We start from the raw sequence: 21,498 nt of genomic DNA on the forward strand, positions 1-21,498 counted from the left end.
AGTGGGGATCAGTTGGGGATCAGGCCCTCGTCCGTCAGCAGGGCTCTGATCTGGTCGAGGCTGGCGTCCGGGGACGGGAGGATCAGCTCCGACGGCTCCAGGGAGTCGTCGGGCAGGGGGCTCCCCAGCTCCCGCACCCGGTCGAGGAGGGCGGAGAGGGTCCGCCGGAATCCGGGGGTGTCCCCGCTCTCCAGCTCTGCGAGCAGTTCGTCGTCCAAGGTGTTCAGCTCGGCGACGTGGCTGTCCGCGAGCCGTACCTGGCCCTCCCCCATGATCCGTACGATCATGACGCCCTCCTAGGCGTGTGTGCGGCCCGGGCCTACTGCTTGTCGAAGCGCGGGGTGTCGCGCTGCTGCTGGTTCCCGGTGGCCTGCTGGCCGCCCTCGATGGCCTGCTGCGAGGGAGAGCCCCCGGCCAGCTCGGCCTTCATGCGCTGGAGTTCCAACTCCACGTCGGTGCCGCCGGAGATGCGGTCCAGCTCCGCGGCGATGTCGTCCTTCGCCATGCCCGTGGGGTCGTCGAGGGCGCCCGAGGCGAGCAGCTCGTCGATCGCGCCGGCACGTGCCTGGAGCTGCGCGGTCTTGTCCTCGGCGCGCTGGATCGCGAGGCCGACGTCGCCCATCTCCTCGGAGATGCCGGTGAACGCCTCGCCGATCCGGGTCTGGGCCTGGGCGGCGGTGTAGGTGGCCTTGATGGTCTCCTTCTTGGTGCGGAAGGCATCGACCTTGGCCTGGAGCCGCTGGGCCGCGAGGGTCAGCTTCTCCTCCTCGCCCTGGAGGGTCTGGTGCTGCGTCTCCAGATCGCTGACCTGCTGCTGGAGCGCGGCCCTGCGGGACAGCGCCTCACGGGCGAGGTCCTCACGGCCGAGCGCCAGCGCCTTGCGGCCCTGGTCCTCCAGCTTGCTGGACTGGTTCTGGAGCTGGTTGAGCTGGAGCTCCAGGCGCTTGCGGGAGGTCGCCACGTCGGCGACCCCGCGGCGGACCTTCTGGAGCAGCTCCAGCTGCTTCTGGTACGAGTAGTCAAGGGTCTCGCGCGGGTCCTCGGCCCGGTCAAGGGCCTTGTTCGCCTTCGCGCGGAAGATCATCCCCATACGCTTCATGACACCGCTCATGGGCTTCGCGCGCCCCCTTCTGACGGACTCCGGCTCAAACTCTCCAACAGGTCCCACAGTAAGGGGCCCGCCTCTATTACCGCACTGTTCGGCGCCGGATGCGGTCATCCCCAAGGACGACTGCGTGCGACTTCGATCCAGCGTAAGGAGTAGGTGTTACCCGGGGGTCCGAGCCGGTGACGGCCCGTGGTGGAACTCCGGGTAGCGGTCTGGATGTCTCCTCTGTCCCTCTAGGGACGACCGGTGTTGCCGGATCGTTCCCCGCCTGGCATGGGTCCATGCGCCCCCACCCCGTACCCTTGGGTTTTGTGTTCCGTAGCCGTGCCAAGACAGACAAGACCGCCGCCGAGCAGGCGCCGGTGACCACCACCAAGCAGGCCCGCGACCCGCAGGCGCCGAAGGGGCATGCCACGCCCAAGCGCAGCGAGGCCCAGTCGCAGCGCCGCAGCGTGGCGAATACGCCCATGACGCGCAAGGACGCCACCAAGCGCAACCGCGACGAGCGGCGTGCCGCGCTGGAGCGGCAGCGACAGGCGTTGGCGAGCGGGGACGAGCGGTACCTGCCCGTACGTGACAAGGGCCCCGTGCGGCGCTTCGTCCGGAATTACGTGGACTCCCGCTTCCACATCGCGGAATTCTTCCTGCCCATGGCCGTGGTCATCCTGGTCCTGAGCATGGTGCGGGTACCGCAGCTCCAGAACATCGCCCTGCTGCTGTGGCTGTTCGTGATCGCGCTGATCCTGCTCGACTCCTCGCTGCTGTTCATCCGGCTGAAGAAGGAGCTGCGCACCCGCTTCCCGGACGAGCCCAAGCGCGGCGCCGTCGCCTACGGTCTGATGCGGACGCTCCAGATGCGCCGCCTCCGGCTGCCGAAGCCGCAGGTCAAGCGCGGGGAGCGGCCCTGACACCGGCCGCACCTGCGGGGGACGGACCGACTGACCCCTACGGGCTGCGGGACGTGGTGCGGCGGGAACTCGTGGCCCGCCAGTTGGACGAGCAGATAACCGCCCGCTTCCGGGTCGGCAAGCGACTGCGGGTCCTGGACGTGGGCGCGGGGCGCGGTACCCAGGCGTTGCGGCTCGCCCGGGCCGGGCACGAGGTCACCGGACTCGAACGGGACCTCGCACGGTTGGCGGTCGCGCGTGCGGCGCTGGCCGCCGAGCCGGAGGGCGTCCGCAACCGGGTGCGCTTCTTCGAGGGCGACGGCCGCGACACCGGGGTCCAGTTCCTGCCGGGCAGCTTCGACGTGGTGTTGTGCCACGGGCTGCTGATGTACGTGGCGGAGACCGACCCGGTGGTCGCCGGGCTGGCCCGGATGCTGGCCGGCGGCGGGCTGATGTCGCTGCTGGTGCGCAATGCCGACGCGATGGCGATGCGGCCGGGGCTGTCCGGGGACTGGGCCGGTGCGCTCGGCTCCTTCGACTCCGTCGTGTGCCGGGACCGGGGCGGGGTGGAGGTCCGGGCGGACCGGCTGGGCGCGGTGACCGCGACCCTCGCCGGCATCGGGGCGCCGCTGCGCGCCTGGTACGGGGTGCGGGTCTTCACGGACACCGTGCCCGAGGCGACCGCCCTGCCGGGGAAGGGCGATCTGGGGCTCCTGCTGGACGCCGAGGACCGGGCCGGGCGGACCGACCCCTACCGGGGCGTCGCCTCGCTGTTGCACCTCTGCGGGGCGCGGGGCTGACCGGACTCCTGGCCCGCTACGCCCCCTCCGTCTGCCGCCCCCGTCGCGTTCACCCGATGGGCGACCCGTGATTTCCCCGGGGTGACCCGTTTGGGTGGGTAATTCAGGGTTCCACGCCGTGCGCGGCCACAGACTTCTCGACATGAACTCATCCCGTAGGACGGCGCCCGGCGCCCGGGCGGCGATCGTGCTGGGGTGCCTGTGCGTCGGGGCGCTGCTCGCCGGGTGCTCCGGCGGGCCCGGGTCCGCGAGGACCGCGGCGGCCACCCCCGTCACCGAACGCGCCGCGCCGGCCCAACGATCCGCCGAAGCCCTCCAGGGCGACTACGAGGAGACCATCGCCGACGTCCTGCCGTCCGTCGTGCAGATCCGCGGGCGCGATGACCTCGGCTCCGGCGTGGTGTACGACGACCGGGGTCACATCGTCACCAATGCGCACGTCATCGGCAACGAACGCTCCTTCCGGGTGACGACCGCGGGCAGCGAGCAGCCGCTGACCGCGGAGCTGGTGTTCAGCTATCCGGAACAGGACCTCGCGGTGGTGCGGCTCGACAGGGTGCCCAAGGGGCTGCGTCCGGCCTCCTTCGGGGACAGCGGCAAGGTGCGGGTGGGCCAGATCGTCCTGGCGATGGGCTCCCCGCTGGGGCTGTCCTCCAGCGTGACCGAGGGCATCGTGTCGGCGACCGGACGGACCGTCAGCGAGAGCGAGGACAACGGCGGGACGGGCGCGACCATCGCGAACATGATCCAGACGTCGGCCTCGATCAACCCGGGCAACAGCGGGGGCGCCCTGGTGGACCTGGACAGCAAGGTGATCGGCATCCCCACCCTGGCGGCGACCGATCCGAACTTCGGGAACAGCGCGGCGCCGGGCATCGGCTTCGCGATCCCCGCCTCGATGGTGACCACCGTGGCGGACCAGATCATCAAGGACGGGAAGGTCACCGACTCGGGCCGGGCCGCGCTCGGCATCACCGGGCGGACGGTCGTGGACGAGCAGCAGCGGCCCGCCGGGGTCGCGGTGGTGTCGGTGACGAACGGCGGCGGCGCGGACGACGCGGGCATCCGCCCCGGCGACGTCATCACCCGGGTGGACGACCAGTCGGTCACGACGATCACGTCCCTGTCGGAGGTCCTGGCGGAGGACGCGCCGGGCGACCGGGTGAAGGTGACCTACCTGCGGAACGGGGCGGAATCCACCGTGGAGGTCACGCTCGGCGAGATCTGATGCCGCCCCGGCCCGGTGCGCGGCCGGGGCGGACGGGGTTCAGGACTCCGCGGGGGCCTCGACGGTCTCCGGGTCGCCGATGGTCCCGGTCCCGGTGGCCTCGGTGTTCCCGGCGGTCTCGGCGTGCAGGCTCATCGGCCCGTAGATCCGCGTTCCGTCCTCGGACAGGAACACCTGGTCGGCGCCGCCGGCGAGGAGTTCCTTCCAGTACTCCCCGATCCAGGTCTCGGCGTCCCCCTGCGTGGTGAACTCCTCGGGTTCCACCGCCGGGGAGACCTCCGTACCGTCGGCCTTCTCGAACCGCCACGTCCACGTCGTCATGCCAGCCTCCCGAGCTAGATCACGGTTGTGCGTGCAGCCGGAAGCCTAGCCGGGCGGGCGTCCGGCCCGGGGTCGCGGGAGGATCCTCACGTGGAACTCACTCTGCTCGGTACCGGCGGGCCCGACGGCCTGCCCCGCCCCGGCTGCCCCTGCGCGGTCTGCGCCCTCGCCGTCGGGGAGGCGGCGCGCGGGCCCTCGGCGGCGCTCGTCGACGGAACGCTGCTGCTCGACCTGACGCCGGGCGCCGCGCTCGCCGCGGCACGGGCCGGGCGGTCGCTGACGGGCGTGCGGCAGGTGTTGCTGTCGCATCCGCACGACGGTCCGGCGGTCGAGGTGCCGGCGGGGCTGCCGCAGCCCGGTCGGGTGCCGGACGGGCGTGAGCTGGCGCTGCTGACCGGGCACCGGGTGCGGGCGGTCGCGATGGACTCCCCCGGCACCGGGTACGCGGTGACCGGTCCGGACGGACAGCGGCTGCTGTACCTGCCGCCGGGCGCCGCGCCCGCCGGGCTCACCGACCCGGCCGGGCCGGACGGCCGGTACGACCTGGTGCTCGCCGACGTGGTGGGCCGCCCGGACGCGCTGGCGCGGCTGCGGGCTTCGGGGGCGGTGGGCCCGACCACGGACGTGGTGGCGGTCCACCTCGACCACGACGTGCCGCAGGGGAACGAGTTGACGCGCAGGCTGGCGGCGGTGGGGGCGCGGGCGGTGCCGGACGGGACGACGCTGACCGTGGGCGCCTACGAGGAGGTCCCGGACGTGCCGCGCCGGACGCTGGTGCTGGGCGGGGCCAGGTCGGGCAAGTCGGTGGAGGCCGAGCGGCGGTTGGAGGGCTTCCCCGGCGTGGTGTACGTGGCCACGGGCGGCAACTACCACGGGGCGCCGGCCGACGAGGAATGGGCGGCGCGGGTGGGTGCGCACCGGGAGCGGCGGCCCGGGTCGTGGCGGACGGTGGAGACCTGTGACCTGGTGCCGCTGCTCGCGGAACCGGGGCCACCGCTGCTGATCGACTGTCTGTCGCTGTGGCTGACGGACGCCATGGACGCGGTGGACGCGTGGGACGACGCCCAGTGGTCGGACGGCGGGGAGCGGGAGTTGCGGCGGCGGGTGCGGGAGTTGACCGGTGCGGTGCGGGCGACGCGCCGCCCGGTGGTGGCCGTGTCCAACGAGGTCGGTTCCGGGATCGTCCCCGCGACCGCGTCCGGCCGGCGGTACCGGGACGAGTTGGGGAGGCTGAACGCGGCGTTCGCGACGGAGTGCGAACAGGTGGTGCTGGTGGTGGCGGGGCAGGCGCTGGTGCTGCGCGGCTGACCTACCCGGGGGCGGCGTCCCGGCGGGCGATCACCCGGTAGGAGTTGGTGAACCGGGTGCGGGCGGCGACCGGGGCGAGCACCCGGTCGAGGGCCCGGCCGAGGGCGAGCAGGGTGCGCGCAGCACCGGACGGGGCGCCGGCGGCGGGCCGTCGGCGGCTCAGCAGCAGGGTGACGGCGGCTCCGGGGCCGGCGCTCTGGTGCGCGGCGCGACGGTCGACGAGGACCACGGTGTAGCCGAGGGCGCGCAGCTCCCGGCGGAGGTTGGCCTCCGGGATCAGGTGCCGGGTGCCGGGCCGGTGGTAGGGGGCCCACCAGCGGCCGAGGAGGGCGGCGGACCGGCTCAGCGGATCGGAGCCCTCGACCAGGAGGTGGCCGCCCGGACGCAGGGCCCGGTGACCGGCCCGGAGTTCGGCCCGCGGATCGGGCACGTGTTCGAGGTGGCGGAACATGCTCAGGACGTCGTACCGGCCCGCGAGGTGCGGGGCGAGGTCGACGAGGGTGCCGCGGTGGGCCTCGTCGAGCAGGCCGTCGGCGAGGGCGCGGGCGCCGTCAGCGCTGTCGCCCGCGCCGTAGCCGCCGTCGACGCCGTCGAACGCGGTGTACGGGTGGACGCTGCGGGCGGCGGCGGGGAAGCGGGCCGTGCCGGTGCCGACGTCCAACCAGCTCTCCGGTTCGCCGAACGGGAGCAGGGCGCGGGCCGCGGCGCGGTGCGCCCGGTCACTGCGCGCGGCGGGGCGGGCGCAGTGACCGGCCGCGGGGGTCGCGTCCGGGGTCGCGGAGGTCGGGCCGCGGAAGACGTGGGCGCAGTCGCGGCACTCCTCCACGGGGGAGCCCGGTACGAGGGTGGCGCGGACCTTGGTGCGCAGGGACGTGGAGCCGCACCAGGGGCACGCGGGCCGGGTGGCGGTGCCGGGGGCGACGGGCGGTAGGGGGCGCGGGCCGATCGCGGCGGGTTCGGCGGCGCTCGCTTGCTGGGGAGGCACAAAGCGGAACGTATGGGATCAAGGGGGCCGGTTCAACGACAGGGCGGGACCGGTGCGTCACGTGGCGCCACGGAGGGGGCGACGGTGCCGGACCGGTCGGCCGGGGGCGGTCCGCAGGGGTGCGGGAACCGGCCGTCGGCGCGGGGTGAGCGCACCGGCCGGAGGACCGCTGACGGTACTGTTCCGCGAATGAGCTCCCTGAATCTCGACGACTTCACCGACCTGATCGAGCGCCCCGACGGCGGGTTGCGCAACGCCGCCGAGGAGCGCCGGGAGCGGCAGGACCTGCCGCCCGGGGCGCTGGGCCGGCTGGACGAGTTGGGCACCTGGTTGTCGACGGCTCAGGCGTCCGTACCGGTCCGCCCGGTGGAGCGGCCGAAGGTGGTGCTGTTCGCGGCGGATCACGGGGTCGCCGAGCTCGACGTGTCCTCCCGGCAGGCGGGCACCGCGCACGAGTTGGTGCGCGGCGTCCTCGACGGGGCCAGCCCGGTGGCGGTCCTCGCCCGCCGCTCGGGGGTGCCGGTGCGCGTGGTGGACGTGGGGCTGGACTGCGAGCCGGACGCGCTGCCCGAGGACGTGGTGCGGTTCCGGGTGCGGCGCGGGTCGGGGCGGATCGACGTGGAGGACGCGCTGACGGCTCAGGAGGCCGAGGCCGCCTTCCGGGCGGGGATGGCCCTCGCCGACGAGGAGGTCGACTCGGGGACCGATCTGGTGGTGCTCGGGGACGTGAGCGTGGGCGGGACCACGGCGGCGGCGACGCTGATCGCGGCGCTGTGCGGGGTGGACGCCTCGGTGGTGACCGGGCGGGGCGAGGTGCCGATCGACGATCTGGCGTGGATGCGCAAGTGCGCCGCCGTGCGGGACTCCCTGCGGCGGGCCCGGCCGGCCCTCGGCGACCAGTTGAAGCTGCTCGCCACGGCGGGCGGAGCGGACTTCGCGGCCATCACGGGCTTCCTCTTGCAGTGCGCGGTGCGCAAGACGCCGGTCATCCTGGACGGGGTGGTGTCCGCGGCCTGCGCGCTGGTCGCGCAGCGGGTCGCGTTCCGGGCGCCGGACTGGTGGATCGCCGGGCACGACTCGGGGGAGCCGGCGCAGGCCAAGGCCCTGGACCGGATGGCGATCGAGCCGCTGCTGACCCAGGGCGTCCGGATCGGTCAGGGCACCGGGGCGCTGTTGGCGTTGCCGCTGGTGCAGGCCGCGGCGGCCCTCTCGGCGGAGCTGGAGCCGACGCCGGAGCCGGAGCCCGAAGAGAAGCCGGAGCCGGAGCAGGAGCCCGAGGCGGAGCAGAAGACGACGCGGGAGCAGGAGACGACGCCGGAGCCGGACGGACCGGCCGACCGGGGCGAGTCGTCCGAGCGGGACGCGGCGGCCGGGCAGAGCGCGGCGGGCTGACCGGATAGCGTGCCCGACATGGCAGCGGCGGACGAGGAACGACCCCCTCCAGACAGCGCGGACGGCTCGGACGGACCGGAAGCCTCCACCCCGGGCGGGCCCGAGGGGTGGGCGGGAGCCAGGTTCGCCTTCGGCACGCTCACCGTGCTGCCGGTGCGGGTGACCCGTTGGGACCGGGAGGCGGCCCGCTCCGGGATGGTGTGGGCGCCGGTCACCGGGCTCGTCGTCGGAGGGTGCGCGGCGGCCCTGTCGGGACTGTTGTTGCTCGGCGGTGCGGGGCCGGCCCTGGCCGGCGTCGCGAGCGTCGCCGTGGGCGCGGTGCTCACCCGCGGCCTGCACCTGGACGGGCTGGCGGACGTGGCCGACGGACTCGGCAGCGGCAAGCCCGCGGCGCACGCGCTGCGGATCATGAAGCAGTCGGACATCGGGCCGTTCGGGGTCGTCGCCCTGGTGCTGGTGGTGCTCGCGCAGATCGCGGCCCTCGCCCAGCTGTACGCCGGTTCCTGGGCCGCCGGGGCGGCCGGGGCGGTCGTCTCGGGGGTCACCGCGCGACTCGCGCTGCCCCTCACCGCACGGCGCGGCGTACCGGCGGCGCGCCCCGGCGGACTGGGCGCCGCCGTCGCCGAGACCGTGTCCCTGCGCCGGGCGGCGCTGCCCGTACTGGTGCTCGTCACCGCGGTCGCGGCCGTGCTGGCCGGTGCACTGTGGGGACCCGCCGGGGCGGTGCGCGGCGCCGCTGCGGTCCTGATGGGGTGCGGGTTCGCCGAACTGCTGCTGCGGCGCTGCGTGCGGCGCTTCGGCGGGGTCACCGGAGACGTGTTCGGAGCAGTGGCCGAAACCGCCGCCACCACCGCCCTGGTCGTGCTGACGCTGGGCGGGTGACACCCGGCGCACCCCGGATGCCTGCCGGGCGTCTGCCGGGCGCCGGGTCCGGGCGCCACGGCGTCCCCACCGGTGGACGGCACCGGTGTCACGGAGCGTAGGCTCCTCACTGGCACTCTGCCGGCCCGATCCACAAGCGTCGGGTACGGGGCCGGTCGAGCCACCCACTCCTTGCGGCTCAGGCCATGGAACTCCCAGGAAGCGAGATCCCACCACCGTGACTGCTCTCACTCTCAGCACCGCCGCGGCGTCCGGCCTGCGTGCCGACGCGATCGTCGTCGGCGTCGCCAAGGGCGCCAAGGGCCCCGTGCTCGCCCCGGGCGCCGAGGCCGTCGACCAGGCGTTCGACGGCAAGCTCGCCGCCCTCCTGGAGACGCTCGGCGCCTCGGGCAGTGAGGGCGAGGTGAGCAAGCTGCCGTCCCCGACCGGGCTCAAGGCGCCGCTGGTGCTGGCGGTCGGACTCGGCGCGGTGCCCGGCACCCCGGCCGACGGCGACGACACCACCACCGCCGCCGACTACACCGACGAGGTGCTGCGGACCGCCGCCGGAACCGCCGCCCGCGCCCTGACCGGCGCCAAGAAGGCCGTCTTCGCGCTGCCGGTCGCCGACGCGGAGGCCGTCGGGGCCATCGCCGAGGGTGCGCTGCTGGGCGCCTACGCCTTCGACGCGTACAAGGAGACCGGGCGCGGCAACAAGAACGCGAGCAAGGGCAAGGCCCCGCTCGCCGAGATCGCCGTCCTCGGGGCCAAGCCCCGCGACAAGGCGCACAAGGCCGCCGTCGCCCGCGCCCTCGCCATCACCGAGGAGCTGAACCGCGCCCGCGACCTGGTGAACACGCCGCCCAACGACCTCGACCCGGAGGCGTTCGCGGCGGTCGCCACGGCCGCCGCCAAGGAGCACGGGATCAAGGTCCAGGTGCTGGACGAGAAGGCGCTCGCCAAGGGCGGCTACGGCGGCATCCTCGGCGTCGGCGCCGGTTCCGCCGCCGGGCCCCGCCTGGTGAAGCTGAGCTACACCCACCCGGACGCCGAGAAGCACCTCGCGTACATCGGCAAGGGCATCACGTACGACTCGGGCGGCATCTCGCTGAAGCCCGCGGGCCACAACGAGACCATGAAGTGCGACATGGCCGGCGCCGCCGCCGTGTTCGCCTCGGTCGTCGCGGTGGCACGGCTCGGTCTCGCGGTCAACGTGACCGGGTGGCTGGCGCTCGCCGAGAACATGCCGTCCGGCTCCGCGACCCGCCCCGGCGACGTGCTGCGGATGTACTCCGGCAAGACCGTCGAGGTGCTGAACACCGACGCCGAGGGCCGTCTGGTCCTCGCCGACGCGCTCGCCAAGGCGTCCGAGGAGGAGCCCGACGCGATCGTGGACGTGGCCACGCTGACCGGCGCGATGATGGTGGCGCTGGGCAACCGCACCTTCGGGATCAACGCCAACGACGACGCGTTCCGCGCCTCGATCCACGAGACCGCCGAGGAGGCCGGCGAGGCCGCCTGGCCGATGCCGATGCCGGAGCACCTGCGCAAGGGCATGGACTCCCCCACCGCCGACATCGCGAACATGGGCGAGCGGATGGGCGGCGGCCTGGTCGCCGCGCTGTTCCTGCGCGAGTTCGTCGGCGAGGGCATCACCTGGGCCCACCTCGACATCGCGGGCCCGGCCTTCAACGAGGGCGCCCCCTTCGGCTACACCCCCAAGGGCGGCACCGGCTCGGGCGTGCGCACCCTGGTCCGGCTCGCGGAGCGCACCGCCGCCGGTGACCTGGGCTGACGCACCCCGCACCACCCCGCTGCGCGGCCTTTGAGCACCGTGGCCCCGGGCCCCTCGCCCGGGGCCACGGTGATGTGTGAGACATACCACCCAGTGGCCCGGCGTCCCGACACCCCCCGACTAGTGCGAAGATGGGCGTCGGCAGGACAGGGCCCCCACCACAGGGCCGTAGAAAGAGCGGCCACACCAGCCGACCGGCCGGACACCCTCCCGGAAACAGGGTCCGGCACGCGGCGCAAAGCATGGAGGACGTGACGTGGCGAACGACGCCAGCACCGTTTTCGACCTAGTGATCCTCGGCGGCGGTAGCGGCGGTTACGCCGCGGCCCTGCGTGGCGCTCAGCTGGGTCTCGACGTCGCCCTGATCGAGAAGAACAAGCTGGGCGGCACCTGCCTGCACAACGGCTGCATCCCGACGAAGGCCCTGCTCCACGCCGGTGAGATCGCGGACCAGGCCCGGGAGGCCGAGCAGTTCGGTGTCCGCGCCACCTTCGAGGGCATCGACATCAAGGCCGTCCACAAGTACAAGGACGACGTCATCGCGGGCCTCTACAAGGGCCTCCAGGGCCTGGTGGCCTCCCGCAAGGTGACGTACATCGAGGGCGCGGGACGACTGTCCTCCCCGACCTCGGTGGAGGTGAACGGCCAGAACGTCCAGGGCCGCCACGTCCTGCTGGCGACCGGCTCCGTGCCGAAGTCGCTGCCGGGCCTGGAGATCGACGGCAACCGGATCATCTCCTCGGACCACGCGCTGACCCTGGACCGGGTGCCCGAGTCCGCGATCATCCTCGGCGGCGGGGTCATCGGCGTCGAGTTCGCCTCGGCGTGGAAGTCCTTCGGCACCGACGTGACGGTCGTCGAGGGCCTCAAGCACCTCGTGCCCGTCGAGGACGAGAACAGCTCCAAGCTGCTGGAGCGCGCGTTCCGCAAGCGGGGCATCAAGTTCAACCTCGGCACCTTCTTCGAGAAGGCGGAGTACACCCAGGACGGCGTCCGGGTGACCCTCGCCGACGGCAAGGTCTTCGAGGCCGAGGTGCTGCTCGTCGCGATCGGCCGCGGCCCCGTCTCGCAGGGCCTCGGGTACGAGGAGCAGGGCGTCGCGACGGACCGCGGCTACGTCCTGGTCGACGAGTACATGCAGACCAACGTGCCGACCGTCTCGGCGGTGGGCGACCTGGTCCCGACCCTCCAGCTCGCGCACGTCGGCTTCGCCGAGGGCATCCTGGTGGCGGAGCGGCTGGCCGGTCTGAAGACCGTGCCGATCGACTACGACGGCGTGCCCAAGGTCACCTACTGCCACCCCGAGGTCGCCTCCGTGGGCATCACCGAGGCCAAGGCCAAGGAGATCTACGGCGCGGACAAGGTCGTCGCCCTGAAGTACAACCTGGCGGGCAACGGCAAGAGCAAGATCCTGAAGACCGCGGGCGAGATCAAGCTCGTCCAGGTCAAGGACGGTGCCGTGGTCGGCGTCCACATGGTCGGCGACCGGATGGGCGAGCAGGTCGGCGAAGCCCAGCTGATCTACAACTGGGAGGCCCTGCCGGCCGAGGTCGCCCAGCTCATCCACGCCCACCCGACCCAGAACGAAGCGCTCGGCGAGGCCCACCTCGCGCTGGCGGGCAAGCCCCTCCACTCCCACGACTGATTTCCGGTCACCGGGCGCGACGACCACAGACTTCCGCACTTTCGTAAGGAGCAACCGAAACCATGGCGGTTTCCGTATCCCTTCCGGCGCTCGGTGAGAGCGTCACCGAGGGCACTGTCACCCGCTGGCTGAAGGCCGAGGGCGAGCGCGTCGAACTCGACGAGCCGCTGCTGGAGGTGTCCACCGACAAGGTCGACACCGAGATCCCCTCCCCCGCCGCCGGCATTCTGGCCTCCATCAAGGTCGCCGAGGACGAGACGGTCGAGGTCGGCGCCGAGCTCGCCGTCATCGACGACGGCAGCGGTGCCCCCGCTGCCGCGCCCGCCCCGGCCGCCGCCGAGGCCCCCGCCCCGGCACCCGCGCAGCCCGCTGCACCCGTCGCCGAGGCTCCCGCGGCACCGGCGGCTCCGGCTGCGCCCGCGGCTCCGGCGGGCGCGGCCGAGGGCACCGACGTGGTGCTCCCGGCGCTCGGCGAGTCCGTCACCGAAGGCACCGTCACCCGCTGGCTGAAGGCCGTCGGTGACAGCGTCGACGCCGACGAGCCGCTGCTGGAGGTGTCCACCGACAAGGTCGACACCGAGATCCCCTCCCCCGTCTCCGGCGTGCTGCTGGAGATCACGGTCGGCGAGGACGAGACCGCTGAGGTCGGCGCCAAGCTGGCCGTGATCGGTGCCGCCGGTGCCGTTCCGGCCGCCGCGCCCGCTCCGGCGGCTCCCGCCCCGACGCCCGTCGCCCCCGCGCCCGCCCCGGTGGCACCGGCTGCTCCGGCGCCGGCTCCCGCCCCGGTCGCGGCTGCCCCGGCTCCGGTCGCGGCTCCGGTCGCCCCCGCGGCTCCGGCACCGCAGGCCCCGGCCGCTCCGGCGCCCGCCGCCGCGCAGCCCGTGGACGACGGCGCCTACGTCACGCCGCTGGTGCGCAAGCTCGCCTCCGAGAACGGCGTCGACCTGTCGGCCGTCAAGGGCACCGGCGTCGGCGGACGCATCCGTAAGCAGGACGTCCTCGCCGCCGCCGAGGCCGCGAAGGCCGCAGCGCAGGCCGCGGCGCCCGTCGCCGCCGCCCCCGCTGCTGCTCCGGCCGCTCCGGTCGCCGCCAAGAAGGCCCCGGCCCTCGAGGTGTCCCCGCTGCGCGGGCAGACGGTCAAGATGACCCGGATGCGCAAGCTCATCGGCGACAACATGATCAAGGCGCTCCAGACGCAGGCGCAGCTGACCTCGGTCGTCGAGGTCGACGTGACCCGTCTGATGCGACTGCGCGCCCAGGCCAAGGACGCCTTCGCCGCCCGTGAGGGCGTCAAGCTGTCCCCGATGCCCTTCTACGTGAAGGCGGCGGCCCAGGCGCTCAAGGCGCACCCGATCATCAACGCCCGGATCAACGAGGACGAGGGGACCATCACCTACTTCGACACGGAGAACATCGGCATCGCCGTGGACTCCGAGAAGGGGCTGATGACCCCGGTCATCAAGGGCGCCGGCGACCTCAACATCGCCGGGATCTCCAAGAAGACCGCGGAGCTCGCGGGTGCCGTGCGCACCAACAAGATCCGTCCCGACGACCTCGCGGGCGCGACCTTCACGATCAGCAACACCGGTTCGCGCGGTGCGCTGTTCGACACCGTGATCGTGCCGCCCACCCAGGCCGCCATCCTGGGCATCGGCGCCACGGTCAAGCGTCCGGCGGTCATCGAGACCGCCGAGGGCACCGTGATCGGCGTCCGGGACATGACGTACCTGTCGCTGTCCTACGACCACCGCCTGGTCGACGGCGCCGACGCCGCCCGGTACCTGACCGCCGTCAAGGCGATCCTGGAAGCCGGCGAGTTCGAGGTCGAACTCGGTCTGTGACCGATGCGGCGCCGCCCGTACAGGGGTTCTTTCCGTCCCCCGTACGGGCGGCGCCGGCTTTTCGGGGCGGGTCCGCACCCGCGCCCGGGGCTGTAAGGCTCACCACACCTGCGGGAACGCCCCCGTCCGAGACGCGTCAGGACGGGGGCGCGGCCGTATTGTCTATGGGTCAATGCCTTTGGGGGTCCCCACGACGCCCGGCAGCAAGGAGCCCCGCATGACCGCGCCCGTCGTCCACTCGCTGCGCGAACAGATCCGCGAGCACATCGTGGAGGGGATCGTCAGCGGGCGCTGGAAGCCGGGTGAGCGGATCGTCGAGCGGCGGATCGCCACCGAGCTGGCGGTCAGCCAGACCCCGGTACGGGAGGCGCTGCGGGAGCTGGAATCGCTGCGGCTCATCGAGTCGGCGCCCAACAAGGGCGTCCGGGTGCGCAATCTGACCGCCGCCGACCTGGAGGAGAGCTATCCGGTCCGGGCGGGCCTGGAGGCGATCGCCGCGGAGCTGGCGGCGGAGCGGCTCGCCGAGGACTGCTCGGCGTTGGAACCGCACGTCGCGGCGCTGTACGAGGCGGACCGGCACGCCGACGGGACCGGGCAGGTGCGGCACACCGTGGCGTTCCACCGGGAGCTGGTGCGGGCGGCCCGCAACGCGGTGCTGCTGCACACCTGGGAGGGGCTGGGCATCGAGGTGTTCACCTCGCTGTCCATCCGGTGGCTGGGGACGGTGCAGCAGTCCTACGCGGAGGAGCACGAGGCGCTGGTGGCCGCCTTCAAGCGGCGTGACCCGGCGATCGCCGAGTTGGTCAAGGCCCATGTCCTCGGCTGCGCGCCCCGGCCCGACGCGGGGCTGCACCGGTCGTGAGTACCGGTTTCCCCCAGCACCGGTCGTACCGGCTCAGTCTGCGTCAAGGCCCGCTCATCTGTGCGAAGCCCCCGCATTCACCTGCGAAAACAAGGCACCGCATGCCCGAGGCGGAGGCACTGCGTGCCGACTTTCCCCCGCTGGAGAGGTTTTACCGATCCGCCCTTTGATCGATCATCGATCAGCGGGTTACAGTCCCCGTTGGGCTTCCATCCAAGAGCCCTTCCGCCCTGTCCTGCCAAGACCTAGGGCAACCCGAACCCCTACCGATGAGGGAACCCCTTCGACTCCGGAAGGCGGCGACATGACCGACCCCACCGTGATCCAGCCGAGCGAGCTGGACCAGCTCCATGACCGCGACCCCGAGGAGACCGCCGAGTGGCAGTCCTCCCTGGACGCCGTGACCAAGGCAGCCGGTCCGCACCGCGCCGCCTACCTGATGCGGCGCACGCTGGAGCGGGCCGAGGGAGCCGGTCTCGCGCTGCCGAAGCTCCTGGAAACCGACTACCTCAACACCATCCCCACCTCCGCGGAGCCCGAGCACGACGGCGACCAGGAGCTGGAGAATCGGATCACCGCCTGGAACCGCTGGAACGCGGCGGCCATGGTGACCCGCGGCAGCAAACTCGGCGTCGGCGGCCACATCGCGACCTTCGCGTCGGCCGCCTGGCTCTACGAGACGGGCTTCAACCACTTCTTCCGGGGCAAGGAGTCCGCGGACGCGCCCGGCTCCGGTGACCAGCTCTACATCCAGGGCCACGCCTCCCCCGGCATCTACGCCCGCGCGTTCCTCGACGGACGCCTCTCCGAGGACCACCTCGACCACTTCCGCCAGGAGGCCGGCGGCAAGGGCCTGCCCTCCTATCCGCACCCGCGGCGGCTGCCCTGGCTCTGGGAGTTCCCGACCGTCTCCATGGGCCTCGGCCCGCTCTCCGCGATCTACCAGGCCCGGTTCAACCGGTACCTGACCAACCGCGGCATCAAGGACCTCTCCGCCTCGCACGTGTGGGCGTTCCTCGGTGACGGCGAGATGGACGAGCCCGAGTCGACGGCCGCCCTCGCGCTGGCCGCCCGTGAGGGACTGAACAACCTCACGTTCGTCATCAACTGCAACCTCCAGCGCCTCGACGGCCCCGTCCGCGCGAACTTCAAGATCGTGCAGGAGCTGGAGGCCCAGTTCCGCGGGGCGGGCTGGAACGTCGTCAAGTCGCTGTGGGGCACCGCCTGGGACGAGCTGTTCCAGCTCGACACCACGGGCGCCCTCGTACGGCGGCTGCGCGAGGTACCGGACGCCCAGGTGCAGACGTACCAGACGCGTGACGCGGCCTACATCCGCCAGGACTTCTTCGGCAAGGACCCGGCGCTGGCGGAGCTGTCCAAGCTGGTCAGCGACGACAAGATCCTGGAGTGTTTCCACCTCTCGCGCGGCGGCCACGAGCCCCGCAAGGTCTACGCCGCGTACCGGGCCGCCCTCTCCCACACGGACGGGCCGACGGTGATCCTCGCGCAGACCGTGAAGGGCTTCACCCTCGGTGAGGGGTTCGCGTCCAAGAACGCGAACCACCAGATGAAGAAGCTGTCCACGGACGAGTTCAAGAACATGCGGGACCTGCTGGGCCTGCCCATCTCGGACAGCGACTTCGTCGACGGCGTGGTGCCCTACGGCCACCCGGGCGCCGACTCCCCCGAGGTCCGCTACCTCCAGGAGCGCCGCGCGGCGCTCGGCGGTCCCGCCCCGGCCCGCCGGGTGCACCCGCTGCCCCCGCTGCCCGCGCCCGCCGAGAAGGCGTTCGCCTCCTTCGACAAGGGCTCCGGCACCCAGTCGGTCGCCACCACCATGGCGTTCGTCCGGCTGGTCAAGGACCTCATCCGGGACAAGGAGACCGGCCGCCGCTGGGTGCCGATCGTCCCCGACGAGGCCCGCACCTTCGGCATGGAGTCGCTGTTCCCCTCGCTCGGCATCTACTCCCCCAAGGGGCAGACGTACGAGCCGGTCGACCGCGACCAGCTGATGTACTACCGCGAGGCCAAGGACGGTCAGATCCTCAACGAGGGGATCACCGAGGCCGGGTCGATGGCGGACTTCATCGCCGCGAGCACGTCGTACGCGACGCACGGCGAGCCGATGATCCCGTTCTACATCTTCTACTCGATGTTCGGTTGGCAGCGCACCGCCGACCAGATGTGGCAGCTCGGCGACCAGCTGGGACGCGGCTTCCTGGTGGGCGCGACCGCCGGGCGGACCACGCTGACCGGTGAGGGCCTCCAGCACGCCGACGGCCACTCCCCCGTGATCGCCGCGACCAACCCGGCCGCCCTCTCCTACGACCCGGCGTTCGCGTACGAGGTCGCCGCGGTCGTCAAGGAGGGTCTGCGCCGGATGTACGGCGAGGCCGCCGAGGGCGAGGACCAGGACGTCTTCTACTACCTCACGGTCTACAACGAGCCGATGCCGCAGCCCGCGAAGCCCGCCGGGGTGGACGAGGGCATCGTCAAGGGGCTGTACCGCTTCAACACCGCGGAGTCGGCGGGGCTGACCCTGCCCGCGAACGCGTCGCGCATCCAGCTGCTCGGCTCCGGTACGGCCATCCACTGGGCGCTCAAGGCGCAGCGGGTGCTCGCCGAGGAGTGGGGCATCGGGGCCGACGTGTGGTCGGCCACCTCCTGGACGGAGCTGCGCCGGGACGCGCTGGAGGCGGACGCCGCGGTGCTGCGCGGGGAGGACCGGGTGCCGTACCTGCGCAAGGCGCTCGCCGGTGCGCAGGGGCCCGTGCTCGCGGTCAGCGACTACATGCGGCAGGTGCCGGACCAGATCGCCCAGTGGGTCGAGCAGGACTGGTCCTCGCTGGGGGCCGACGGGTTCGGGCTCTCCGACACGCGGGACGCGGCGCGGCGCCACTTCGGGGTCGACGCGGAGTCGATCGTCGTGGCGGCGTTGGCGCAGTTGGCGCGGCGCGGTGAGGTTTCTGCGACCTCCGTCAAGGAGGCGCGCGAGCGGTACGGGCTGTGAGCCCGTGGGTGGGGTGGCGGTGACGCCGCCCCACCCGTGCCCTCGGGTGTTCGCCCCGGTCCCTGCCTTCGGGTGGGGTCCGGGGCGTTTTCCGTTCGGGTGCGGGTCGTTGTGGGTTGCTCGCGCAGTTCCCCGCGCCCCTGACGGGGCCGTCACTGGCGTCGGGGCCCGTCCCTGGCTTCGGGGGCGCGGGTGGGTTGGGGATGATGGGGGGATGCGGGCTGCTCGGCTGATCAGGATGGTGTTGCTGTTGCAGGCTCGGGTGTCGATGACGGCGGCCGAGCTGGCACGGGAGTTGGGGGTGTCGGAGCGCACCGTGACCCGGGACGCCCAGGCGTTGTCCGAAGCGGGGGTGCCGGTGTACGCGGACCGCGGGCGGGCCGGCGGGTACCGGCTCGTCGGCGGCTACCGGACGGGGCTGACCGGGCTGGCCCGGGGCGAGGCCGAGGCGCTGTTCCTGTCCGGGGTGCCGGGCGCCCTGCGCGACATGGGCCTGGAGGACACCGCGTCGGCGGCCCGGCTGAAGGTCTCGGCGGCGCTGACGCCCTCGCTGCGCGGGGCGTCCCGGACCGCGGCCCAGCGGTTCCACCTGGACGCCCCGAACTGGTTCCACGAACCGTCGACCCCGGCCCTGCTGGCCCCGGTGGCGGACGCGGTGTGGGACGACCGCAGGATCACCGCCCGCTACCGGCGGGGCGCCGCGCACGGCACCGGGTCCGGTGAGGTGGAGCGGCTGTTGGAACCGTACGGACTGGTCCTCAAGGCCGGGGTCTGGTACTTGTGCGCCCGGGCGGACACCGGTGCGTACCGGGTGTACCGCATCGACCGGTTCAGCGCGGTGGACGCACAGGAGGAGCGGTTCGCCCGGGACGCGGAGTTCGACCTCCCGGGGTTCTGGGCGGAGCGGGCCGCGCAGTTCACCCGGGCGCTGCTGCACGCCTCGGTGGTGGTGCGGCTCTCGGCGGACGGCGTGCGGCGGTTGCGGCACGCGGTGGGGCCCGCCGCCGCCGAGGAGGCCCTGGCGGAGACGGGCGAGCCGGACCCGGACGGCTGGGTGACGGTCACGGTGCCCGTGGAGTCGGACGAGGTGGCGTACTCCCAGATCCTCGCGCTGGGCCCGGAGGCGGAGGTCCTGGGGCCGCCACGGCTACGGGAGCGGTTCGCCGAGGCGACGCGCCGGGCCGCCCGCCACTACCGGTAGCCGGTGGCGCCCGGGGTCGGCGGCGAGGGCGACCCGGCCGTGCAGGGGTGCCGGGCCGGAACGGGGGTACGGACCCCTGACTCGGCGTGCGGCCGGCGGGCCCAGGGCAGATGCTGGTCCCGTGATGGACGAGACGGAGTTCTGGGAGCTGATCGACGGCTCGCGCGAGGACGCCGGGGACGACCCCGACGAGCAGGCGGACGTGCTGGTCGAGCGGCTGCTCCAGCGCGACCCGGAGTCCGTCCTCGACTTCTCCCGGCACTTCGAGGCCCGTTTCAACCGGGCCTACCGCTGGGACCTGTGGGGGGCCGCTTGGGTGCTGCTGGACGGGGTCAGCGACGACGCGTTCGACTTCTTCCGCTGCTGGCTGATCGGCCAGGGCCGGGAGGTGTTCGAGGGCGCCCTGCACGACCCCGACGACCTGGCGGAGCTGCTCGACGGCTTCGACCCGGAGGTGGACGGGGACGCGGAGGAGCTGGGGTACGCGGCGGACGAGGCGTACGAGCGGCTGACCGGCATCGCCCCGCCCGACCTGGGGCTACCGGCGCCGCCCCGGGAGCCCGAGGGCACGCCCATGGACTTCGAGGACGATGCGGTGCTCGCCCGCTACTACCCCCGGCTGTGGGACCGCTTCGGCCAGTCCGAGGTGTGAACGTCAGGCCGGGGCCCGGGGCGGCTCAGAGGAAGCGGCCCATGAAGACGTCGTCGACGTACTCGCCCCCGACGAAGAACTCCTGCGGCTGCACGCCCTCGACGGTGAAGCCCTCGGACGCGTACAGCGCACGGGCGGGCGCGTTGTGGGCGAGGACCCGCAGGGTGAGCCGACGGGCGCCGCGCCGCCCGGCCTCCTCGACCGCGGCGCGGACCAGCGCGCGCCCCGCTCCCGTGCCCCGGGCGGACTCGGTGACGGCGAGGCCCTGGATCTGTCGTACGTGGGCGTTGGTGGGCAACGGCGTCGGGAAGCCGAGTCGGACGTAGCCCACCACCTCGCCCGCCCGCACGGCCACCAGGTGGTCCTCCGGACCGGTCCGGTCGCTGAAGAAGGGCTCGTCCGGGGAGGGCGCGGACGGGGTCACCGCGTGCAGGGGCGACCAGGTGTCCCGGTCGAGCCGGGCCAGGGCCGCATCGTCCTCCTGGCGGGCGGGGCGTATCTCCAGATCGGGCATGTGGCCCAGCCTAGGGGGCACCCGCGGGGGCGGGCGGGGAATTTCCGCGCCCCGGCAGCGCGCCCCGGACCTCGGGTGCGCCCCGTTCTTCGGCAGGATGGAACCATGCAGCCTTCCCGCATCGCGGTGGCCGGAGCCTCCGGGCTCGTCGGTTCCGCGCTCGTAGCTTCGCTGACCGCCGACGGCCATCGGGTGGTGCGGCTGGTGCGCCGCCCGCCGCAGGGACCGGACGAGGTCCGTTGGGACCCGGTGCGCCAACGGATCGACGCGCCCGGCCTGGCGGACTGCGACGCCGTGGTGAACCTCGCGGGGGCGGGGGTGGCGGCCCACCGCTGGACCCCCGCGTACAAGAAGGAGATCCGGGACAGCCGGGTGCTGGGCACGGCGACCCTGGCCGAGGCCATCGCCTCGCTCGACGTGCCGCCGCGGGTGTTCGTCAACGGCAGCGCGGTCGGCTTCTACGGGGACACCGGCGGCCGGACGGTGGACGAGGGGGCACCCCCCGGGAGCGGGTTCCTGTCGTCGCTGGCGGTGGAGTGGGAGGAGGCCGCGGCGCCCGCCGAAGAGGCCGGGGTGCGGACGGTGTACGCCCGGACGGGACTGGTCGTGGCCCGCCACGGAGGCGCCTGGCAGAAGCTGTTCCCGCTGTTCAAGGCGGGACTCGGGGGCCGACTCGGAGACGGTCGGCACTACTGGAGCTTCATCTCGCTGCACGACGAGGTGGCCGCGCTGCGCCATCTGCTGGACACCGAGGGCCTGTCCGGGCCGGTGAACCTGACGGCTCCCCGGCCGCTGACGAACCGTGAGGTCACCGCCGCGATGGGACGGGTGCTGCACCGCCCCGCGGTGTTCGTGGCCCCGGCGCCCGCGGTGCGACTCCTGCTCGGGGAGATGGCCTCGGACGTGCTGACGAGCACCCGGGCGGTTCCGGGGAAGCTGCTGGAATCCGGGTTCGCCTTCGCGTTCCCCGGGATCGACGAGAGCCTGCGGGCCGCCCTGCGCTGACGGGGGCGTACGGGGCGGGGCCCGCGCACGACGGGTGGGTCCCGTCCCTTCTCGGTACGGCCGTGCGACCGGTGTGCGTCCGT

18 protein-coding genes and 1 pseudogene are annotated in these 21,498 nt (G+C 73.3%); 14 read left to right on the forward strand and 5 right to left on the reverse strand.

Annotated elements, in window-relative coordinates; all coding sequences use genetic code 11:
• Window positions 1-8: 8 nt before the first annotated feature.
• Entirely contained in the window at window positions 9-287 is a 279-nt protein-coding gene (locus ACFV88_RS04140) for a hypothetical protein (RefSeq protein ID WP_385485751.1), read from the reverse strand.
• A gap of 32 nt (window positions 288-319) precedes the next feature.
• Window positions 320-1,111 (reverse strand): PspA/IM30 family protein, encoded by a 792-nt coding sequence (locus ACFV88_RS04145; RefSeq protein WP_385485753.1) that lies wholly within the window; start codon window positions 1,109-1,111, stop codon window positions 320-322.
• A gap of 278 nt (window positions 1,112-1,389) precedes the next feature.
• Here ACFV88_RS04145 and ACFV88_RS04150 point away from each other — a divergent pair, with 278 nt between their 5' ends.
• From ACFV88_RS04150 to ACFV88_RS04160, 3 genes are all read left to right on the forward strand, one after another.
• Entirely contained in the window at window positions 1,390-2,016 is a 627-nt protein-coding gene (locus ACFV88_RS04150; RefSeq protein WP_385485755.1) for a DUF3043 domain-containing protein, read from the forward strand.
• A 71-nt stretch (window positions 2,017-2,087) separates the two neighbouring features.
• On the forward strand, window positions 2,088-2,795 hold the full coding sequence (locus ACFV88_RS04155) for a class I SAM-dependent methyltransferase (protein WP_385486040.1): 708 nt from the start codon (window positions 2,088-2,090) through the stop codon (window positions 2,793-2,795).
• Between the two features lie 142 nt (window positions 2,796-2,937).
• The gene (locus ACFV88_RS04160) at window positions 2,938-4,023 is read left to right on the forward strand and encodes a S1C family serine protease (RefSeq protein WP_385485757.1); all 1,086 of its coding nucleotides are present in this window, start codon (window positions 2,938-2,940) and stop codon (window positions 4,021-4,023) included.
• Between the two features lie 111 nt (window positions 4,024-4,134).
• On the opposite strand, the pseudogene ACFV88_RS04165 reads toward ACFV88_RS04160, so the two are convergent.
• Window positions 4,135-4,344 (reverse strand): annotated as a pseudogene (locus ACFV88_RS04165) (hypothetical protein); the annotation flags it as partial.
• Window positions 4,345-4,434: 90 nt separating this feature from the next.
• On the opposite strand from ACFV88_RS04165, the gene ACFV88_RS04170 reads away from it, so the two are divergent.
• Window positions 4,435-5,652 carry a bifunctional adenosylcobinamide kinase/adenosylcobinamide-phosphate guanylyltransferase gene (locus ACFV88_RS04170; protein ID WP_385485759.1) on the forward strand — a complete coding sequence of 406 codons (1,218 nt, stop codon included), beginning with the start codon at window positions 4,435-4,437 and terminating at the stop codon, window positions 5,650-5,652.
• 1 nt (window position 5,653) lies between these two features.
• On the opposite strand, the gene ACFV88_RS04175 is transcribed toward ACFV88_RS04170, so the two are convergent.
• Complete coding sequence (locus ACFV88_RS04175) at window positions 5,654-6,637, reverse strand: class I SAM-dependent methyltransferase (protein WP_385485761.1); 984 nt, start codon at window positions 6,635-6,637, stop codon at window positions 5,654-5,656.
• A gap of 189 nt (window positions 6,638-6,826) precedes the next feature.
• Between ACFV88_RS04175 and cobT the strand changes: the two genes are divergently transcribed.
• The 9 genes from cobT to ACFV88_RS04220 all read left to right on the forward strand — a co-directional run bounded on the left by cobT (window position 6,827) and on the right by ACFV88_RS04220 (window position 19,896).
• Window positions 6,827-8,029, forward strand: a complete 1,203-nt coding sequence (cobT, locus tag ACFV88_RS04180; RefSeq protein ID WP_385485763.1) for a nicotinate-nucleotide--dimethylbenzimidazole phosphoribosyltransferase — start codon at window positions 6,827-6,829, stop codon at window positions 8,027-8,029.
• Between the two features lie 18 nt (window positions 8,030-8,047).
• Complete coding sequence (locus ACFV88_RS04185) at window positions 8,048-8,911, forward strand: adenosylcobinamide-GDP ribazoletransferase (protein ID WP_385485765.1); 864 nt, start codon at window positions 8,048-8,050, stop codon at window positions 8,909-8,911.
• A gap of 217 nt (window positions 8,912-9,128) precedes the next feature.
• The gene (locus ACFV88_RS04190; RefSeq protein WP_385485766.1) at window positions 9,129-10,685 is read left to right on the forward strand and encodes a leucyl aminopeptidase; all 1,557 of its coding nucleotides are present in this window, start codon (window positions 9,129-9,131) and stop codon (window positions 10,683-10,685) included.
• A gap of 256 nt (window positions 10,686-10,941) precedes the next feature.
• The gene (lpdA, locus tag ACFV88_RS04195; RefSeq protein WP_385485767.1) at window positions 10,942-12,330 is read left to right on the forward strand and encodes a dihydrolipoyl dehydrogenase; all 1,389 of its coding nucleotides are present in this window, start codon (window positions 10,942-10,944) and stop codon (window positions 12,328-12,330) included.
• A 62-nt stretch (window positions 12,331-12,392) separates the two neighbouring features.
• Window positions 12,393-14,171, forward strand: coding sequence for a 2-oxoglutarate dehydrogenase, E2 component, dihydrolipoamide succinyltransferase (gene sucB, locus ACFV88_RS04200; RefSeq protein ID WP_385485768.1), 1,779 nt, complete (start codon window positions 12,393-12,395; stop codon window positions 14,169-14,171).
• Window positions 14,172-14,388: 217 nt separating this feature from the next.
• Window positions 14,389-15,033, forward strand: coding sequence for a GntR family transcriptional regulator (locus tag ACFV88_RS04205; RefSeq protein ID WP_385485769.1), 645 nt, complete (start codon window positions 14,389-14,391; stop codon window positions 15,031-15,033).
• 304 nt (window positions 15,034-15,337) lie between these two features.
• Window positions 15,338-18,043, forward strand: a complete 2,706-nt coding sequence (aceE, locus tag ACFV88_RS04210; protein WP_385485770.1) for a pyruvate dehydrogenase (acetyl-transferring), homodimeric type — start codon at window positions 15,338-15,340, stop codon at window positions 18,041-18,043.
• Window positions 18,044-18,257: 214 nt separating this feature from the next.
• Window positions 18,258-19,244 carry a helix-turn-helix transcriptional regulator gene (locus tag ACFV88_RS04215; RefSeq protein WP_385485772.1) on the forward strand — a complete coding sequence of 329 codons (987 nt, stop codon included), beginning with the start codon at window positions 18,258-18,260 and terminating at the stop codon, window positions 19,242-19,244.
• A gap of 124 nt (window positions 19,245-19,368) precedes the next feature.
• Window positions 19,369-19,896: a DUF4240 domain-containing protein gene (locus ACFV88_RS04220; protein WP_385486042.1), complete on the forward strand. Its 528-nt coding sequence runs from the start codon at window positions 19,369-19,371 to the stop codon at window positions 19,894-19,896.
• A gap of 25 nt (window positions 19,897-19,921) precedes the next feature.
• Here ACFV88_RS04220 and ACFV88_RS04225 read toward each other — a convergent pair whose 3' ends face one another.
• Entirely contained in the window at window positions 19,922-20,410 is a 489-nt protein-coding gene (locus tag ACFV88_RS04225; protein WP_385485774.1) for a GNAT family N-acetyltransferase, read from the reverse strand.
• Window positions 20,411-20,515: 105 nt separating this feature from the next.
• Between ACFV88_RS04225 and ACFV88_RS04230 the strand changes: the two genes are divergently transcribed.
• Window positions 20,516-21,415, forward strand: a complete 900-nt coding sequence (locus ACFV88_RS04230) for a TIGR01777 family oxidoreductase (protein ID WP_385485776.1) — start codon at window positions 20,516-20,518, stop codon at window positions 21,413-21,415.
• Window positions 21,416-21,498: the final 83 nt, after the last annotated feature.

This window comes from Streptomyces sp. NPDC059816 (assembly GCF_042732055.1).
Classification (GTDB): domain Bacteria; phylum Actinomycetota; class Actinomycetes; order Streptomycetales; family Streptomycetaceae; genus Streptomyces.

Coding starts and splice junctions, on each gene's coding strand:
- ACFV88_RS04140 (WP_385485751.1), bottom strand. CDS start 287: ATGATCGTACGGATCATGGGGGAGGGCCAGGTACGGCTCGCGGACAGC.
- ACFV88_RS04145 (WP_385485753.1), bottom strand. CDS start 1,111: ATGAGCGGTGTCATGAAGCGTATGGGGATGATCTTCCGCGCGAAGGCG.
- ACFV88_RS04150 (WP_385485755.1), top strand. CDS start 1,390: ATGCGCCCCCACCCCGTACCCTTGGGTTTTGTGTTCCGTAGCCGTGCC.
- ACFV88_RS04160 (WP_385485757.1), top strand. CDS start 2,938: ATGAACTCATCCCGTAGGACGGCGCCCGGCGCCCGGGCGGCGATCGTG.
- cobT (WP_385485763.1), top strand. CDS start 6,827: ATGAGCTCCCTGAATCTCGACGACTTCACCGACCTGATCGAGCGCCCC.
- ACFV88_RS04185 (WP_385485765.1), top strand. CDS start 8,048: ATGGCAGCGGCGGACGAGGAACGACCCCCTCCAGACAGCGCGGACGGC.
- sucB (WP_385485768.1), top strand. CDS start 12,393: ATGGCGGTTTCCGTATCCCTTCCGGCGCTCGGTGAGAGCGTCACCGAG.
- ACFV88_RS04205 (WP_385485769.1), top strand. CDS start 14,389: ATGACCGCGCCCGTCGTCCACTCGCTGCGCGAACAGATCCGCGAGCAC.
- aceE (WP_385485770.1), top strand. CDS start 15,338: ATGACCGACCCCACCGTGATCCAGCCGAGCGAGCTGGACCAGCTCCAT.
- ACFV88_RS04215 (WP_385485772.1), top strand. CDS start 18,258: ATGCGGGCTGCTCGGCTGATCAGGATGGTGTTGCTGTTGCAGGCTCGG.
- ACFV88_RS04220 (WP_385486042.1), top strand. CDS start 19,369: ATGGACGAGACGGAGTTCTGGGAGCTGATCGACGGCTCGCGCGAGGAC.
- ACFV88_RS04225 (WP_385485774.1), bottom strand. CDS start 20,410: ATGCCCGATCTGGAGATACGCCCCGCCCGCCAGGAGGACGATGCGGCC.
- ACFV88_RS04230 (WP_385485776.1), top strand. CDS start 20,516: ATGCAGCCTTCCCGCATCGCGGTGGCCGGAGCCTCCGGGCTCGTCGGT.